The sequence below is a fragment of the Cysteiniphilum marinum genome (assembly GCF_014857925.1).
GTDB classification, from domain to species: domain Bacteria; phylum Pseudomonadota; class Gammaproteobacteria; order Francisellales; family Francisellaceae; genus Caedibacter; species Caedibacter marinus.
On sequence record NZ_JACYVZ010000002.1, the window covers coordinates 161,933 to 180,478 of the forward strand.

Annotated in this window: 15 protein-coding genes; all 15 read right to left on the bottom strand. The window is 34.7% G+C overall.

Annotated features, from left to right (window positions below):
- Window positions 1-242: 242 nt before the first annotated feature.
- Window positions 243-1,448: a glycosyltransferase family 4 protein gene (locus tag IE867_RS01975; protein WP_192483097.1), complete on the bottom strand. Its 1,206-nt coding sequence runs from the start codon at window positions 1,446-1,448 to the stop codon at window positions 243-245.
- Between the two features lie 37 nt (window positions 1,449-1,485).
- Window positions 1,486-2,355, bottom strand: a complete 870-nt coding sequence (locus IE867_RS01980) for a dTDP-4-dehydrorhamnose reductase family protein (RefSeq protein WP_203249614.1) — start codon at window positions 2,353-2,355, stop codon at window positions 1,486-1,488.
- Window positions 2,352-3,533, bottom strand: a complete 1,182-nt coding sequence (gene wecB / locus IE867_RS01985) for a non-hydrolyzing UDP-N-acetylglucosamine 2-epimerase (RefSeq protein ID WP_225629920.1) — start codon at window positions 3,531-3,533, stop codon at window positions 2,352-2,354. The genes IE867_RS01980 and wecB overlap by 4 nt, the downstream gene beginning before the upstream one ends.
- The gene (locus tag IE867_RS01990; protein ID WP_192483099.1) at window positions 3,530-4,558 is read right to left on the bottom strand and encodes a polysaccharide biosynthesis protein; all 1,029 of its coding nucleotides are present in this window, start codon (window positions 4,556-4,558) and stop codon (window positions 3,530-3,532) included. Before IE867_RS01990 ends, wecB begins: the two co-directional genes overlap by 4 nt.
- Window position 4,559: 1 nt before the next feature.
- Window positions 4,560-5,864: an O-antigen polymerase gene (locus IE867_RS01995; RefSeq protein ID WP_192483100.1), complete on the bottom strand. Its 1,305-nt coding sequence runs from the start codon at window positions 5,862-5,864 to the stop codon at window positions 4,560-4,562.
- Window positions 5,861-6,934, bottom strand: a complete 1,074-nt coding sequence (locus tag IE867_RS02000) for a glycosyltransferase (RefSeq protein WP_192483101.1) — start codon at window positions 6,932-6,934, stop codon at window positions 5,861-5,863. The genes IE867_RS01995 and IE867_RS02000 overlap by 4 nt, the downstream gene beginning before the upstream one ends.
- A gap of 13 nt (window positions 6,935-6,947) precedes the next feature.
- Window positions 6,948-8,834: an asparagine synthase (glutamine-hydrolyzing) gene (gene asnB, locus IE867_RS02005; RefSeq protein ID WP_192483102.1), complete on the bottom strand. Its 1,887-nt coding sequence runs from the start codon at window positions 8,832-8,834 to the stop codon at window positions 6,948-6,950.
- Between the two features lie 10 nt (window positions 8,835-8,844).
- Window positions 8,845-10,086: a glycosyltransferase family protein gene (locus tag IE867_RS02010; RefSeq protein WP_192483103.1), complete on the bottom strand. Its 1,242-nt coding sequence runs from the start codon at window positions 10,084-10,086 to the stop codon at window positions 8,845-8,847.
- Entirely contained in the window at window positions 10,061-11,359 is a 1,299-nt protein-coding gene (locus IE867_RS02015; protein ID WP_192483104.1) for an oligosaccharide flippase family protein, read from the bottom strand. The genes IE867_RS02010 and IE867_RS02015 overlap by 26 nt, the downstream gene beginning before the upstream one ends.
- A 38-nt stretch (window positions 11,360-11,397) precedes the next feature.
- Window positions 11,398-12,378: an SDR family oxidoreductase gene (locus IE867_RS02020; protein WP_192483105.1), complete on the bottom strand. Its 981-nt coding sequence runs from the start codon at window positions 12,376-12,378 to the stop codon at window positions 11,398-11,400.
- A gap of 12 nt (window positions 12,379-12,390) precedes the next feature.
- Complete coding sequence (locus IE867_RS02025; RefSeq protein ID WP_192483106.1) at window positions 12,391-14,454, bottom strand: acyltransferase family protein; 2,064 nt, start codon at window positions 14,452-14,454, stop codon at window positions 12,391-12,393.
- Window positions 14,455-14,466: 12 nt separating this feature from the next.
- Window positions 14,467-15,717, bottom strand: a complete 1,251-nt coding sequence (locus IE867_RS02030) for a nucleotide sugar dehydrogenase (RefSeq protein WP_192483107.1) — start codon at window positions 15,715-15,717, stop codon at window positions 14,467-14,469.
- A gap of 266 nt (window positions 15,718-15,983) precedes the next feature.
- Window positions 15,984-16,268 carry a hypothetical protein gene (locus IE867_RS02035; protein WP_192483108.1) on the bottom strand — a complete coding sequence of 95 codons (285 nt, stop codon included), beginning with the start codon at window positions 16,266-16,268 and terminating at the stop codon, window positions 15,984-15,986.
- Window positions 16,265-16,588, bottom strand: coding sequence for a nucleotidyltransferase domain-containing protein (locus IE867_RS02040; protein ID WP_203249613.1), 324 nt, complete (start codon window positions 16,586-16,588; stop codon window positions 16,265-16,267). Before IE867_RS02040 ends, IE867_RS02035 begins: the two co-directional genes overlap by 4 nt.
- 39 nt (window positions 16,589-16,627) lie before the next feature.
- Window positions 16,628-18,301 carry an ATP-binding protein gene (locus tag IE867_RS14870; protein WP_192483219.1) on the bottom strand — a complete coding sequence of 558 codons (1,674 nt, stop codon included), beginning with the start codon at window positions 18,299-18,301 and terminating at the stop codon, window positions 16,628-16,630.
- Window positions 18,302-18,546: the final 245 nt, after the last annotated feature.

Here is an 18,546-nt window from a genome sequence, read left to right on the forward strand (position 1 = left end):
TCGATTCAATTTTTGCTTATTCTGTTTAACTTATCTGCTTTCTGCTTTTGCCGAAAGAGCTAGTTAGCCCATCTTGTCGATTATAAAGCTTTGTAATTATAATAACCTAGGTTGTGATAACTTTGGTTATCATAATAAAACAGAAGTTAATATTCCATCGCTAACCACTATGATCTATCAAAAAGCCTAAAGATGATCCTAGAAATAATCATTCAAATTCAGGAATAACTGCAAGCAAGTCATTAACTTTTAGATTTCTTTTCAACAAAAACATCTAGAATTTTTTCTGCAGCAGACTCAACCGAGAAGACTGATTTTGCCAGCCTTTTTGCGTTCATGGCATATTCTTGACGACATCGCTTATCCAGTAGTTTAACAGCATTAGCATACAACACACTGTCATCACCTGTAAGGGAAACAAGACCAGACTTGCTTTCGTTAATGAGCTCCATCAAGTCATTTCCGAAATTAACTGATCCTAACACCGGTAAAGGTTGACTCAAATAACCCAATATTTTACCAGGAAAATTATGAGCTTTATGATCTTTATGCAAAGAGAACAAACCCACATCAGCAATTTTCTGGATTGAAAAGTACTCTTTCTGGGAAACGCCTGGAAGCAATAATATATTGTTTAACTCAAACTTTTTAATTGCGTCTGCAACCAGTTGATATTCATCACCTTGTCCAATCAAAACAAAACGTGCCTGACTATATGCTCGCATTTGGTGAGCTAAATTAACCACATTTTGCATATTTTGCGCAAAGCCAATATTACCACCGTAAATAAAGATCACTTTATCCTCAAGAGCATATTTTTGTCTAAACTCAATATTCGGTATGATATTATCTAAAGAGTCCGTATCAACCCAGTTATATAACACACTACAATTCTCTATATAACGTTTATCAGTGTAATTGTTAAACCAACTTAAATTTTCTGGTGACATCACACCAATGTAACTAGCAGCTTGATAATTAACACTTTCATAATATCGCAAAAACTTTGCTATAAGAGATTGCTGCTTAATCATACCGTGATCTATGGTCCACTGTGGAAAAAAGTCCCTTAACACCAGATAGCTTGGAATGGAGAAGTGCTTTTTAAGCTTTATCACTGCTTTACCAAAGAAAATGGAGGGTGAATAATACACGATTGCATCAGGCTTTAAATTATTCTTATTAACAAGCTTCCAAACTTTCTTTGAGAATCTTAGCTCATTAATTAGACGCTTCAATTTTCCTGTATTTTTAACCGCTCCCGTTTTAAAGCGAAATACTTCTATTTCATTAATCACTTCATGCGCAGGGTCATCATAGTTATTTGGCGTAACACAACACACCTGATGTCCCAACTTATGAAATTCACACGCTAACTCATGCAGCATCTTAGCTGAGACTTTTTTACTCTTTGGTAAATAGTCATCGGTGATAATTAGTATCTTCATTTATAAAATCAACTCTCAATAAGTCAAACAGCATGCATTAGTTTTTAAGATACATACGATAAGTCTGATTATGTTTCTCAATCCAGTCTTGCATTTCAACAATCATAATCTCATAATCAGGAACAATATAATCCGTAGCGTTGCGCGTACTTATAAAGCTTTTATCTGACTCAAACACCGCATTATCGTGAATATTAACATCACGCCTATTGAATACTGTTTGAAAAATGCACAATAAATCTTTCTTTGATATACGCTGATTATTACCCAAATGAATTAAACCATTAAGTGGTAGCTGATTCAGCATTAAGAAATGAATGAACTTGGCAAGCTCCAAAGTAGTAACACCCGACCAGATTGCCTTGCTAAAACCTTGGATATCCCCTTTTTGCTGCATAAACCAATGGAATAATCCAACACCTTGCGCTTTTATCTCAGGACCAATGATTGACGTGCGAATGGTTAAGTTGCGATCATTAACAACCTCACCTAAAGCCTTTGAGCGACCATAAAAGTTTGTTTCATTAGGGACATCAACTTCTGTATACCCGCCTTTTTTACCATCAAACACACAATCTGTGGATATGTGGACAAGCTTATAGTTAAATGCTTGAGAAAGTCTATCTAAGAAATGCGGAAAGTAAGCGTTAACATATATTGCATTATCTGGGTGATTTTGTGCGTCTTGCACAAGCACACCAACACAGTTAATCACATAGTTTGGTGCTATGTTTTCGATTAGCTTCTCTAGCTTTTCACGTTCATAAACATCAAGCTGAAAATGATGGGATTCATTTTTAAATGCTCTTGAGACAGTAAATAGTTCATAGTTAGCAGTTTCTCTTAGGTATTGCACAAGCAAATGTCCAAGCATACCATCAGCCCCAATCACCAAAACCTTGATCATACGCTTTTCTTCCATGTAGTACGGTTAATATAATCGGTATAGCTTTGGATAATGCGCACCATTTTGGTGGAAACATTCGGGGCATCATAGTCTGCTACAACTCTTGTTGCGCCATATTGTGCATATTGCGATGTAATAATCTCTACAGATTGCAGCACTCTTTCTTTTCTTAACCCAGACATAACCAAAACACCTTCATCCATCCCTTCAGGTCGTTCATGCGCATTGCGAATTGTAATCGCTGGGAATCCTAATAAGGACGCTTCCTCAGCTATTGTGCCACTGTCCGAAATGGTACAAAATGCATGTTGTTGTAGTTTAATGTAATCAAAAAATCCTAGCGGCTTCATAATTTCAATCAATGGGTTTAATACTTGAGCCTCAAGCGCTTGTATTTTTTTCATTGTTCTGGGGTGTGTTGAAAAAACAATCCGTTTACCATAGAAGTCACCTAAAGCATTTAACGTCTCGATTAAATGCTGAAAGTTTACGTCTGAGTCGATATTTTCCTCGCGGTGCGCACTTAATACAAAGTAGTCCTTGTCAGTTAATGATAAACGATCTAATACGTTACTCTCTGCAATATCCGTTCGATGAAACTGTAATACTTCCTGCATGCAAGAACCCGATTTAATAATGGTTTCAGGTTTAATGCCTTCATTAATTAAATATCTTCGCGCATGCTCCGTTAAAGGCAGATTAATATCACTTAGGTGATCAACAATCTTACGATTTAATTCCTCAGGCACACGCTCATCAAAGCAGCGATTTCCCGCCTCCATATGAAATACCGGAATCTTGCGACGCTTTGCAGCAATAACCGATAAACAGCTATTGGTATCACCATAGAGCAAAATGGCTTCCGGTTTCACTTCAGCAATCACTTCATCCGCTTTAAAGATTATATTACCTATTGTTTGTGCAGTACTCTCGCCTACCGCATCTAAAAAGAAATCAGGTTTTTTAATCCCCATTTCATTAAAAAATATTTCATTCAACTCATAATCAAAATTTTGCCCCGTGTGCACCAAAACATGATTCATCTGTTTTTCAAGCTCAGCAATAATACGACTTAGCTTGATAATCTCCGGACGTGTGCCAACAATAGTCATTACTTTCATTGCTTTTTTCGCTTTTCCCACGTTTTCCGCTTTTGCTGCTTTTGTGCTTTCCATCATTTTACAACTCCTAAACTTTGTAAATCTTCTTGAATCTCACGCAAACTAAATAGCAGATTGACAAGCTCTTTTTCATTCAAGCGATGTGTATTGTGTGAATGATACTCATCAGCCTGTGTCACCACCTCAGCACCTTCCTCAAAATAGACATCGTAGTTAAGATCTCGCCCATCAGCAGGAATCTGGTAATACCCATCCAGATCAATCGCTTTTACCATTTCTTCACGAGTTAGCAATGTCTCATAGAGCTTCTCACCATGGCGTGTGCCTATGATCTTGATCTGATGATCTGGCGCGTTAAGTAGCTTTCTTAGCGTTTTTGCTAACAACTCTATGGTTGCAGCAGGCGCTTTCTGTACAAAAATATCACCATTGTGGCCATTATCAAATGCAAATAAAACTAACTCTACAGCTTGATCAAGGCTCATCATAAAACGCGTCATTTGCGGGTCTGTTATTGAAATTGGTTTATTATTGCGTATTTGATCAATAAATAATGGAATAACAGAACCACGAGATGCCATCACATTACCATAACGCGTACAACAAATTGTTGTGACATTTTCATCAAGATTGCGTGATTTAGCCACAGCGACCTTCTCCATCAATGCTTTGGACATTCCCATTGCATTAATTGGGTAAACTGCTTTATCTGTACTAAGCACAATTACTTTTTTAACTTTATTCTCGATAGCAACGTTTAATACATTTTCGGTGCCCAAGACATTTGTCTGCACTGCCTGAATCGGATAAAACTCACATGAAGGCACCTGCTTTAATGCTGCAGCATGAAATACATAATCCACTCCACGCATCACATCACGAATCGAGTTAATATCTCTGACATCACCTAAGTAGAATTTTAACTTTGGTGAATTATATGATTTACGCATATCATCTTGCTTTTTTTCATCACGCGAAAAGATGCGAATCTCAGCAATATCCGTTTCTAAAAATCTTCTCAAGACAGCATTGCCAAATGAGCCTGTGCCGCCTGTTATTAATAAAGTTTTATTTTTAAACATTTTATGATTCTCCTTTATTTCTGAGATGTTTTTTTAATACCAGTATTCTTAAAATCACATAAAGTAACACAAAGATTAACAAGGTTCCTATAGATGCGGTAAATTCAGAGTAAAACATTAATGCACATAACATAACACTAAATAAATAAAGCACTCCCCAATCTACAATCGGTAAACTAAATCTAGCTCTCAAAGCTAGTCTGAATCTTATATATATATAAACTAAAATATAATTCACTACAAACAGTAGTATCAAACCAAACACTGGACCAATGGAGTATCCAAAGTTTAAAATTCCCTCTGCAATAACACCCGGACTATAAGCGCTAGTAAGATCTCCTTTGTGTATTATATGAGTCAACACTGTCCCTCCACTTTCTGGCTTAGCAGGAAATATCTCTCTAGGAATTAAATTTGTTATGGCTGAAACATAAGTCATACCATATTGTAAATTATCAAAATCATGTTCATATATGATATTCAATGGAGTAACACCGTAATTCCCTTGAATAGAGGAGGCTTGACTATAGTTATCCATCATTTTGTTAATTATTGTTTCCAAACCCACAGAGCCAGTCAAAACTCCTGATAAATTATCACGCATAACCACAGAGGCATTAAGCACTATAACTCCTAAACAAGCGGCTACAATATACTCCCAAATTTTTATCGGTCGAATAAAATAATGACATGAGATAATTATAAATAATATTAATCTGAAAAAATCTCCCCTTGAACCAGAGCTAAATGCAATAGCTCCGGATAACAGAAGAATAAAACTAATACACCAAAAGTATTTTTTCCGCCCTCCAGAAGATTTATCAAAAAAAATCAATATAAATATTACGAAACTAATTAAAAATATAAAGCTTCTCACAATAGTAATATAACCAAGCCCCTTCCACTCCTGAACTCTCAAAGCTATACTTGATATATAATTGGACAAACTTCCAAATTGCATAATAATTAAGAAAATATAAGTTAAAGTAATAAAAATAAACAACAAACTAAGTTGCCTTACTATGGCACGGATTTCTATTTCTGTTTCTGAATGCTTGATACTAATCTCATGCTTTACACTACATTTTGCTAAATAATGCAACTCTAAAAAAATCATGATAAATCCAAACAAAATAAAAATAATTCCGTAAAGGTACACATAAAAGTGTAAGTTTATATTGACAAACAACTGGTTAAATCCAAGAAAAAAATATAAAAGATAAAATTTTGTAGGAGAAAACACATCTTTATTCAGAAATGATGAAATCAAAACAAATATATACAATATCAGCACAAAAAAGTTCATTTGCTACCTTTTAAATAATTCTTAATTATTTTTCTTGTAATATTACCCCATAAATATTCTTGCTCACAAAGTTCTTTTGCTCTCATCGAAATAACCATATTTTCCTCAAAAGTCAAGGTTATTCCCTTTAAGACTGCTTCACTTATTGTATCTGCAACAACGAATCCACAGCCATAGCTCTCAATACACTCAGCTATATTAGTTTCTCTAGTCACGACTCCGGCTAAACCGTAGGATAAACATTCAATCGCCGACATGGGGTGTCCTTCAAATCTTGAAACCAACACAAAAAAACTAGATGATAAAATTACTTGCTCTTTATCCCTACCATACACTGGAGGATGTATCTTCACTAAATCATCAACGCCAAGTTCTAATATTAATTTCTCAAGCAAAGCTTTACCGCCTTTAGGTTCATCCGAGCCATACATTTCCAAAGTATAACCAGCTTCTCTGAGTTGTTCCTTAATTTCACTTACAGCATATATAAGACTATCTAGCCCTTTTGTATAAGGGTCAAGTCGCCCTAAATACAAAATTTTCTTTGCTAATTGTACTTTTTGATCTAATTTACTCGTTTTAGGAATTTCAATTCCATTTGGAATAGTAAAGTTTGCTTTTCTAAAATAAATTGACATCTTTTTTTCTTGTGCCGTCAAAAAATGTATTTTCTTTGCTCGAGCAAGGAATAAAAAGTAAAGTGGTGAAAACAACAACTTCTTATACCACTTGCGCTTCAGGGCATTTTTAGTTAAAGAGCCTCTTGGCACGACAATGTAAGGAAGCCTTCTTAGGAAACAGTTCGCTGATAAACTAATAAACTGCTTCTCCCAAAACTGATGAAACACGATAAGATCATAATTTTGCATAGATTTAAATGAAAAATCCTTATAATCAAAATACTTAAAAGCATACTTCTTAGTAATTGACGGATTAGCACGTTGATGCGTTAGATTAACTAAATCACTAACAACACCGTTTTCATTTAAGGCTTTTATCATTGCAGGCACAGAAAACGATGGCCCATTTGACACATCATGAAAGATAGCGCATATATGTAGGGTTTTCATTATTCCTCTGCCTTTAATGCCATTTTTCTAACCATTGAGAAAATATCAAAATATTCCATATGATATTTTGATATTTATCTTCCCCTGCTAGAAACTTTGCCCAGTAATTATGAGTTAAATTCATATTAATCATATTAGTTTGCGTTAATTTCTTACTAAATAGATAATACTCTGCCATCGGTTTTAACTCACCTTTAAGCCAATGAGCTAAAGGAATACTAAAGCCCATTTTAGGACGCTCAACCAATGACTGTGGTACATATTGGTACAGTATGTCTTTAAGTATTACTTTCCCTTTTTTATTATTGATTTTATAACTAAGCGGCAAACTAAACGCCAACTTAAAAAGGTGATGATTTAGAAATGGAACTCGTGTTTCTAGCGAATTTGCCATAGCGCTGCGATCAACTTTTGTTAAGATGTCATCCATCATATAGCGCTGACTATCCCAATACATAATTTGCTCTGCTAATGTTTTTTCCAATAGAGGCTCAGAAGGCTGATCTTTTTGATCAAAACCTACTCTCATCACCAAGTCTTCATAGGCAAAATTTTGTGCAAGCAATGCACTATAGATCGAAAATAAAGATTCATTTCCTTTGAAATCAAGTTTCTTTAAACGCTCTAGTTGCTCCGCAATTTTATGCCATTTTGTCTGCTGGGCATAAGTCAGAAAACTACTAGGTGTTAATCTTAGCACATTTCTATAAAAAGCACTGTCTACGAGTTTATGTTTAATAAAAGGCGCTTGCCAATGTCTAGTATAACCACCAAATAACTCATCTGCTCCATCACCAGTTAAAGACACCTTAACGGATTTAGCTGCCAATTTACTAACTAAGTAAGTGGGGATTTGTGAAGAGTCAGCAAATGGTTCATCATAAATATGCGCTAACCTAGGGATTAAATCCAAGGCTTCTTTTTCTGAGATATATAACTCAGTGTGCTGTGTACCAAGGTGTTTAGCAACAGCAAGCGCGTATTGAGCCTCATCATATTTTTTTTGCGCAAAACCAATACTAAATGTATTCACTTTGCTTGTTCTCATAGATTGCATCATTGCAACAACAAGCGATGAATCAACGCCTCCAGATAAAAAAGCACCCACGGGAACATCTGCGCTTAGCTGTAAGGAGATCGATTCTTTTAACAACCTTTCCACATCATCTTTAGCTTGTTTAAAACTCCCTTGATAAGCTGGTGTCTGACTGATTTCATCCTTTGCACTCCAGTAGTTGATGATCTCACTCTCACCTGATTCCTTAACACAAAGATAACTTCCTTGTGATAATTTTTTAATTCCTTTGTAAATAGATTGCGGTGTTGGTACATAGCCAAGCTTCATGTAGTCAACTAAGGCATTTTGATCAATCTCAAGTGCATCAATATAATTTACCTGTATTGCTTTAAGCTCTGAGGCAAAAACAAAATCGTCGGCCACATGACCATAATATAGAGGCTTTTCACCAAAACGATCTCTTGCTAGATATAAGCATTTTTCATATCTATCCCAGCATGCAAACGCAAACATACCCGTAGTTTTTTTTAAGGTGGTCTCTATACCCCAAACTGCAATTGCATTAACAAGAACCTCAGTATCAGTGTCACTTTGAAATGACGTAGACATATCTTTAGATAATGTATTCTTTAAATCTAAATAGTTGTAAATTTCACCATTAAATGCGATAACCCACCTGCCACAGTGCGACAACATCGGTTGGTGACCTGCCACTGATAAATCATGGATAGACAAGCGCACATGCCCCAAATAAACATTATCTTTAGCCCATATACCATCATCATCAGGTCCGCGATGCTTAAGCATATCAATAGATCTTTTTAATTTTGCAACATGCCTCTCATTTGGGTGCTTTGTTACAATTCCTACTATTCCGCACATACTCTATATATTACCCATATGTTCTTGCTATATTTTCGGGATATAATTTATCAGGAAAATCTGGAAAAACTATATTTTCTCGTGTCAAAAAATGCTGAATATCATCCATATTGAGCTCTTTACTCTCTGTTTCAAAAATAAAATAAAGATGATCTCCAATTAAATTTTCTCTCAATAAAAATTGGTAGGTTGGCGCCTTTCTATCTTTTGCAAAAAAGAGTATTCTTTTTTTGACATATAGATATTCTAGTATCTTGCTTGGTAGTTGCTTAGCGCTTAAATTATCAATAAAGATTAATACATCACATCCTTTTATCATCGATAAAACAGTGGATTTGCCCACCTGTGAGTACATTGAAAAATTATTTGGAAATCCTAATTCAAACTTTCGACATACATCATCACAATCAACCTTATCGCCAACAAAAAAAGCTTTTTGATTAGTCTCTAAATACTTGCTTAGCACAGTCAACGCAAAACTTGGGTCTCGTATGGATTTAAAAAATGTGCCTATATACAACAATTTCGTGCCGTTATGTTTAAAGTCATAAGATTCTGAGTTACGGTAATCTCCTCTTGAAATGGTTAACCAAGGAGCACAAACCTGAACGTTCGACACTGAGTCATAGGTTTGCATACTTGCATAGGCCTCTGCACTGACAAACACCTTATTAGCCCGACTATTTACTTTACGCTCCATCGATCGGTTAAGCCATCCATATAACCTAACATTGTTTGATGGCTGTTCATGCGCCATCAATAAAGAAAAGGGGTCAATATAATCTAGATGAAGCTTTATCTCTGAGAATTTTCTTTTCAAACCATAGCCAACTAGGTGACAACTAAATGGATAACACAACGATATCACATGCGTATAATGATTGGCTTGATGTAATTGTATGGCTTTAGATTTAGCTGGTTTAATCCACAGAAAAGCAAAATCTGGCCACATGAAAAAGTGAAATGCCTTTTTTATCATCGTCTTCAATCTAGATTTTTTCACAGGCAAAGTATTTTGTATCTCCTGTAATTGTTTGGGTTGATAGTCTCTCACCAAAGCGTTGTGATTTACGCGATGTACATTGACGTTATCAACTAACTCATGATGCTCCAACCCTCTATGTAATGAAGTTAAGATATCAATTTGCTGATATTCTTTCTGCAGATAAGGTATCAATAGTTCAAATTTATTGCTCTGACATGACGACATGGGCGCATAATGATAACTAATAATCAGTAATTTTTTCTTCATAAACCTGCCCGATACTTTTTAAATTGTTCTTATATAACTTCAAAAGCCAGAAGTAAACCAAAAGCATTGCAAAACTTGTTGTAGTTATTGCAAGAACACTACCAAACAATCCTATATATTTTAAACAAATAACAAGGACAACAATATTAAAAACGCTTAAGATGAGCGTATATTTAAGTAATTCATTAATCTTATTAAGATATATCAAGACTGGGTTTAATATCTGCGTTGCTGACATTAACAAAAACGCAGGAAGAATACCGAGAAATAAATAAAAAACTTCCAATTGATGCCCGCTTTGTTTATCACTTAATAGAAAAATCAAATAAATTGCATAGTAAACAAATGGGATCGACATAAGCACAAGAAGTATACAGGCAGAAAAATACAGAAGAAAATCTCTCCTAACACACTTTAACCCCATCACCGCTAATTCCTTTTGCATTAGCATTAAACCAGCTGTTGGCAAAATGAAAAGTAGAGAGTGAAATTGTATTACTATACTATACACTCCTGCACTTTCAGTCCCCAACACGTAATTGACAAAGATTACATTCGTCGAAAATATAAAAGTGCCAAAAACTGAATCTAAATGGACTACCCCCCCTTTAGTTACCAGCTTTATCATAAATGCTAGATTAATCCGGCACTTCGGTCTAATAAGGAAAAAAAATATCAATAACTCAACTAGAAAACTCAGTAAATTAATACCAGAAAAAATAATAAATAACCATACCAGATTATAGTCGTAGCAATAAATCAAGATAACTAACAATATCAACAATAATACTCTATTAATGACAACAACAATGCTTTGAACACCAATTTTTGAAACTTGTGCATAGAAAAATGTTCCACAAAATTGCCACATAGTGTAGGGTAATGACACTAACATAATCATTAAATACAATGGTTCCACATCACCTTTAAAGCTAGGGAGCAACCATAAAAACATTAGAAATATTAGAATAGCACTTACCATTAACAGCAAAAACAACAGCATTATCGAAATTAAATGGGAGACAAAAAATTCTTTTGCAGTCAGTTTGGTATTTTTAATAAAATAAATTGCTGATCGCCCTAAACTCCAACCAAATAATAACCCAAAAGTAGATACTATGGAGTAAGCAACAGCATATTCACCTCTGCCATACACACCAAATTTTGCAACGGTAATAATTAAACCACATACTCCAACGAGCATACTGACATATTGCGCAGAAGAAGTTGCTGCAAATAGTTTTAGCTTGCTAAAAATTTGTTTGTTATACATTGCTTAACAACCCCGCTCTTACCCAAAATAACATAACATTATTTTGCAAATGAAGCTTTATACCACTCGATTGCCTCATCAATACCCTTCATGAAGTCATACTCAGGATCATAACCAAACATTTTTTTAGCTTTTGCTATATCGGCATTACTATGTTTAATATCTCCTGCTCGCTCAGGTCCAAAAATCGGCTTAATATCTTTATCCAAGGCTTGACATAAGACGTTATATAAATCAATCAAATATTCTCGACCACCATAAGCGATATTAAAGGCCTCTCCAGCATATTGACTGTCCGCAAAGCATGCCTTTAAATTTGCCTGAATCACGTTTTCAATGTATGTAAAATCTCGCGAATGCTTGCCATCACCATTAATCGTTGGCGCCTGATCATCAAGAAGCTGCTTAATAAACTTAGGAATAACTGCCGCATAAGCACCATCTGAATCTTGCCTTCTGCCAAAGACATTAAAGTAGCGCATACCATAAGTATCTAAACCATAAACTTTAGCATATAATCTAGCCCATTCTTCATTTGCTTTTTTAGTAAAGGCATAAGGAGACAAGACATTACCTTCCTTACCTTCGACTTTAGGCAAATGAGGCTCATCCCCATAAACAGACGAACTTGAGGCATAAATAAATTTCTTAACATTTGATTGCCTTGCGGCTTCCAGCATATTTAATGTCCCTTTGACATTAATATCTTCATACACCAAAGGCATTTCAATACTTCTTGGAACACTACCCCATGCTGCTTGGTGTAAGACATATTTAACATCTTCACAAGCATTTAGGCAAGTTTCAAGATTCCTTATATCACCTTGTATAAAGGTATAACTAGCATGGCTTTCAAATAATTTGACATTTTCTATTTTACCGGTTGATAGATTATCAAGACATCTAACTTGCACACCTATTTTAAGCAATGCTTCACACAAATTGGAGCCGATAAAACCCGCACCCCCCGTAACTAAAACAGTATCAGACGCTTTAAAAGGTAAATTTTTATATTTCATTGGTTTCCCATCCTATACATCATCATCTTGTAACTTTAGCTTATTACCAGAGGTAAAACCCATAATCCCTAATAACTCTTTCTTAACATGTCGAATAAAATAAATCGAACCTGCTTTTGATAGATGAGCACCGTCAGAATATAAAGGGGTTCCTTGATCATCAACATTAATACAAAATCCTTTCTTGCAAAAAATATTATATGGATTGATAAAATATACATTTTTATGTTTATTAGCATACTCTTGAAGAATGTGATTAACATTAATTGCCCCTAAGTTAGTAGAGGTTTCAAGCTGCTTAGATAAGCAACTATTAGATGTGAACCATTTTAAACGAGTTATGCATGTCATTACATTGTATTCCGACGCTCCTGGCACATCTCCTATTAACACCAACTTATGATCATTAAGCTTTTTTCTTAGTCTATCCAGAGCAGCTATAAATGGCTCATATTTACTATATGAATCCGTATTTTGAGCATCAATATTCCAACTTTTATGTGTCCTCAAATCACCAGCCAAACTAATCTGCTGGTTATACGATGCAGAATAAACCAATATAGAGTCTTGAGATTCATCTAATTTTTTAATTGCTTCAATATACCCAGTTTTAGCTGATTCATCAAAAAAAGTTTGATTGGCATCTAATCTTGTTACTCCGGGAAGCAATAATGAACTAGCATATATTCCCGCTCCTCCTCCAGAAACTGTAAATATAGTTAAATCATTTGGCTGACCAATTTCCTTAACCATCCCTTCATCAAGCATGCCGCTATGACTATCACCCATCATTACAATAGCAGGCGCTCTTGACTTTCCTTTGTGTATATAGCCACCGTCAAAACCAGCTCCACCCCAGTTTTCTTGATGGTATTTAGAAATATCATCAATATGACTTACTGCAATAGGTGCATTAGCCCTCCAAAGCCACCCTTTGCTATAAAATATAGAAGCTCCAAGAGATGTTAGTAATAAAATAATTGCAAGCCACCTTACTATCAAAGACACTTGCATCGGTTTGCTTTTAGGAATTGATCTTCTAAAAGGCTGTTCTACAAAGTAATACATTAATGCTGCAATTAAAATTGACAATAAAACAATCAGAAACTTAGTGTTTAAAGAAATTGAAAAAGCAAGACCCATATTCTCATTATATGTCTTAAAAAATACAATTAATGGCCAGTGAACCAAGTATAGAGAGTAGCTAATTAATCCTATAAACCGAATAGGCTTTACTCTAAAAATTAAACCCATGTATTTTGCTGAGCCAGCATATATTATTAATGCTGAGCCTATCGCAGGTAGCAAAGCATTATAACTTGGAAATAATGTTTCAGAATCATATATGAAAACAGGATATAAAATAAACACGATCCCAATAAGGCAAAGTACTTCTAGAATACTATTTTTCATGTCTTTTGAAAACTTGAGTAACCAAACAATAAATGCACCAATACAAAATTCAAAAGCTCTAAATTGAACTAAATAATATAATGCAGTTAGGTTTTTGTTTTGGTAAATCAAGTTTAGCATTAAGCTAATTATAAATAATCCTAACAATACACTTATAAAATGCTTTCTGAAAAATTTAAAAGTAATAAGCAATAAAATTGGCCAAAAAATATAAAACTGCTCTTCAACACCTAAAGACCATGTATGGAGAAGAGGATTAGACTGTGAAAAAATATCAAAGTAACCAGCTTGTCTATAAAAGAATATATTTGATACTGATAACGATGCTGTCGCTAGCGATCCACCAAAAACTTTAAATTTAGCTAAATTTAATAACCACACAGACAAAATAAAAGAAAATACTAGCATAAACATAAGGGCTGGCATTATTCTTCTGATTCTCCTGACATAGAAGTTCAAAAAGCTAAATTTATTTGTTGATTCAAGCTCTTTAACTATTATTTTTGTTATGAGAAATCCACTGATAACAAAAAAAACATCCACACCAATAAAGCCACCACTAAATAGACTGAAATCTAAGTGAATTAGTAAAACTGCTATGACAGCTAAAGCTCTTAAGCCATCTATATGCTTGTAATAATGCTGAGAATGCAGCTCGCTCATCTTAATAAGCACCTATAACCTAAATTTAGACGACTCTTTTTCATATATTGACTTAACATCAACTAATATATCGTGCTTTGGTAATCGCAGAATATCCTTATAAGGAGTATGCGCTACCGCAACAATGCAAGCATCATAATGCACATTCATCATTTCTTGTGTTGTTTTTAATTGGATGCCTTGGTACCGTTCAACTTCAACTGGATCAGCATAGGCATCATACACATCTACATTAATATGATAATCTTTAAGCTCATCAATTAAATCAAAAACTTTAGAATTTCTTATATCTGGACAATCTTCTTTGAATGTCACTCCAAGCAGAGCAACTTTAGCATTTTTAATCAGTTTTCCTTCACGAATCATCGACTTGACAACTTGCTCAGCCACATATTTTGCCATACCATCATTAATCCTACGGCCTGCTAATAAGACTTCTGGATGATATCCAAGTTTTTCTGCTTTATGCGTTAAATAATATGGATCCACACCAATACAATGCCCACCCACCAAGCCAGGATTAAGTCTCACAAAGTTCCATTTAGTAGCAGCAGCATCTAAGACTTCTTGTGTGTCTATGCCCATTAAATGGAAAATTTTAGATAACTCATTGACAAATGCAATGCCCAAGTCACGCTGTGAATTTTCAATGACTTTACTCGCTTCAGCCACCTTAATTGAACTTGCTTTATATACCCCCGCCTTAACAACAGAAGCATAAACATTCGCAACAATATCACAAACTTGAGGGGTTTGTCCTGAAACCACTTTTAGAATCTTAGTAAAGGTATGCTCTTTATCACCTGGGTTAATCCGTTCAGGTGAGTAGCCAACAAAAAAATCAACACCGCATTTCAAGCCTGATTCTTTCTCTAAAATAGGCGCGCAGTCTTCCTCTGTGGCACCTGGGTATACTGTTGACTCAAAAACAACAATATCACCCTTTTTAAGCGCCTGACCAATAGTCTTTGATGCACTTAAAAGTGGGGTCAAATCAGGTTTGTTAGCATCATCAATAGGCGTTGGAACAGCAACTATATGAAAATCAGCATTTTTTAAATCATTAATTTCATTGGTTAAAAGCAAATCCGCTAATTGCAACTCATCATCAGATACTTCAAGTGTCGCATCATGCCCTGCTTTTAAAGCTTCTATTCTCTTTTCATTAATATCAAAAGCCACAACCTGATGTTTCTGCCCAAAAGCAACTGCCACAGGCAAGCCAACATAACCTAAACCAACAACCGAAATCTTTCTATCCACTTTATCTCATGTCCAATGTTTATTTTGAGATTTATAAGTTACTCACTCTAAAACCGTCGCTAATCTTATAAGATATTTCAATAATTCTCAATTTTTAATTTTTAGTTTTTAATTCTTAATTCTCAATTTTTAATTCAATATCAAGCCTCACCCTGCAAAACGTGCACACGCTTTCATAAATTTCTGCAAGCATATCACTTTTGTGATAAATAAGATTAATGCTATCGACAACTTCAGGCATATTAAATGAATATTCATGCGCTATTTCATTTCTGGCTTCTCTTAGATAAGGTCTTTTTCTTCACATCTTCCTTTGCCAACGACAAAATAGCAGGAAAAATTTTAACTCCCATCGTATCCTGAAGCTTTAAGAAACGATAGATTAACCCATCAATAAAACTCAAAATGACATCATCTAATGATTGATAAGCCTCAACACTAAGCGGCATATAATCAGCGATGTATCTTTTAGCAGTCTCAATCTTTTCAATGTGCTTATTGCATTCATATATTTTTTCTTGAAATGTATTCAACACACTATTACCACTCATAGCTTAACACCTTTAGTTAATGCCTCTTGCTCAATCAACCTATTTTCATTTGTGGCAATAATAACATCTATTTTCTGCTCACCTATCAAGCTTTTCACGCTAACCAAAAAATCTATTTTCTTCTCAAGCAATTGATCACGCGGCAACGCTTTATTAGGTGCAATATATAAATCAATGTCACCTCCTTTTTTACTATCTTCAACCCTACTACCAAAAAGATAAATACTACCGCCACCAAAAACATCTAAAAATGAGCTTTTGATTGCCTTAATCTCATACTCTGTGAGCCTCACACCGACCTCCTCATTTTTAATTTTCAACACTCACCCTACGGGGTTAATTCATAATTCATCATTAATTTAAAACCTTTCCACTGCCAAATCAGCCATATTGCGCTGTTTGTCATCAAAACTCATCCCAATTAAATAAATTGGTTTATTATAAGACTCATATTTTTGTGCATATTGACGTGATTTAATCTGTGCAACAGCCTCTTTGGCATCACCATATCTCTGTAGTTTAAACTCAATAATCAGCACCTTATCGGGCATCACAAGTGTTAAATCAATTTTCCCATGATTTGTTACATCTTCAGCAATTAAATCATAGCCAAGTGCGGCTAAAAAACTATAGACAATACCGGCATAAAATCCTTCGCCTAATGCATCCTGCGAGGCTTGTATTCCGGCCCTTTGCTCCGTGCTCCGGACGTCACTCGGCGAAGAGCAGTACTCTTCGTTTTCCCGAGATGACCCCTCGTATCTCTCAATATCATTATTGCGATACCAATCATGTGGAATGCTTGCAAAGTGACTACAGATAATTTCACCTAAGCGCTCAAAATTATTTTTTTCAAAAGCGCTAATCATATGATCTATTACTTGATTTTTCTTACTGTCATTTGTCGCTATCATTGCCAGACTATTATTAAGACTATATTTGACCTCATAATTTGGATAGCTCAATAGGTAAGCAATGACATGCCCACGGAGAAACATTTCTTTAATCGTTAAGTATCCTGTCTGAAATAAAAGTGTTTCAATAGGCATATTATCGATATCAAAAGTTTTTAAGACATCCTCACCAACAATGGCATTTTCAAGATTAGGAATAAAATAGCGATACTTCTCAATCATTTTAATTAAAAAAGTCGGAGTTGCCGTTTCAAACCAGTAATTTTGGTAATGATAGCCTTCATCAATAAATAATAAAATATCAAAGGGATTATAAACTTTTTGCTTGTCACTTCCTGCAAAGTTATAACCATTATACCAACTTCTTAACAGATTTCTGTCAACATCACCCTGATCTAAATGCGCTTTAAAAGATACTTCAAGCTCTAATTGCGTATAACCACAAATATCAGCATATTTAGCATCTACAGTAATATCTTTTAGATTATTTAAGTCACTAAACAAACTCACTTTACTAAACTTTGAAACGCCAGTTAGCATCACAAACTTAATATATTCATCTTGCGCTTTAATGACACTATAGAAATTTTTCAAACGTTGGCGCATTGCTATGGCCAGGTCGCTATTATCAATATTATCTAAGATTGGTTTATCATATTCATCGATTAAAATAACCACTTGCTGATACTTATTGCCAAGTGTATTAATGAGATAAGAAAATTTGCTACTGATTTCACTATAAGATTGTTCAACATTATAACGCTTATAATACGTATCGAGAAATGTACTAATTTTCTCATCCAACAGTTGAGGGTTTGATATATTTCCTTCTCCAAAACTAAAATGTAATACAGGATAAATGACTTCCCAATCCCAATTTTTCTCAAGATGCAATCCTTTAAATAATTCCCTATTGCCTTGAAAAGCTTGCTTAATCGTATCAATTAATAATGACTTACCAAAACGTCTAGGACGCGATAGAAAATAACGCCCTGCACCTTTGTTCACCAGCTTATCAATATGTTTGGTTTTATCGATATAAACATAGTTTTCAGTAATAATTTTCTCAAAACTTGAGATACCAATTGGGAGTTTTTCATATTTTTGCCTTTTCCCTATTTAAGCGGTTCATCAATATCGCTAAGTGATAATAGTTTATATTCAACATCATATCCATCATAAAGCTTAACCAAGCGACTGATGGTTCTCCGCATAAACTCTATCTAACCTCGTCTGAATCATTTTCACCACCGCTTAAGCCATCATTAACACGGCTACCAAACAAATGCACAGGCACTTCGCCAAAGCTTTGAGAAATAAACCCTTTTCATTCGCTCAGATAACCTCATTGTTTAAGCACTCTT

Excerpts from the sequence above, each read along its gene's own strand:
- IE867_RS01975 (WP_192483097.1), bottom strand. The coding sequence starts at position 1,448 with ATGAAGATACTAATTATCACCGATGACTATTTACCAAAGAGTAAAAAA.
- IE867_RS01980 (WP_203249614.1), bottom strand. The coding sequence starts at position 2,355 with ATGATCAAGGTTTTGGTGATTGGGGCTGATGGTATGCTTGGACATTTG.
- wecB (WP_225629920.1), bottom strand. The coding sequence starts at position 3,533 with ATGATGGAAAGCACAAAAGCAGCAAAAGCGGAAAACGTGGGAAAAGCG.
- IE867_RS01990 (WP_192483099.1), bottom strand. The coding sequence starts at position 4,558 with ATGTTTAAAAATAAAACTTTATTAATAACAGGCGGCACAGGCTCATTT.
- IE867_RS01995 (WP_192483100.1), bottom strand. The coding sequence starts at position 5,864 with ATGAACTTTTTTGTGCTGATATTGTATATATTTGTTTTGATTTCATCA.
- IE867_RS02000 (WP_192483101.1), bottom strand. The coding sequence starts at position 6,934 with ATGAAAACCCTACATATATGCGCTATCTTTCATGATGTGTCAAATGGG.
- asnB (WP_192483102.1), bottom strand. The coding sequence starts at position 8,834 with ATGTGCGGAATAGTAGGAATTGTAACAAAGCACCCAAATGAGAGGCAT.
- IE867_RS02010 (WP_192483103.1), bottom strand. The coding sequence starts at position 10,086 with ATGAAGAAAAAATTACTGATTATTAGTTATCATTATGCGCCCATGTCG.
- IE867_RS02015 (WP_192483104.1), bottom strand. The coding sequence starts at position 11,359 with ATGTATAACAAACAAATTTTTAGCAAGCTAAAACTATTTGCAGCAACT.
- IE867_RS02020 (WP_192483105.1), bottom strand. The coding sequence starts at position 12,378 with ATGAAATATAAAAATTTACCTTTTAAAGCGTCTGATACTGTTTTAGTT.
- IE867_RS02025 (WP_192483106.1), bottom strand. The coding sequence starts at position 14,454 with ATGAGCGAGCTGCATTCTCAGCATTATTACAAGCATATAGATGGCTTA.
- IE867_RS02035 (WP_192483108.1), bottom strand. The coding sequence starts at position 16,268 with ATGAGTGGTAATAGTGTGTTGAATACATTTCAAGAAAAAATATATGAA.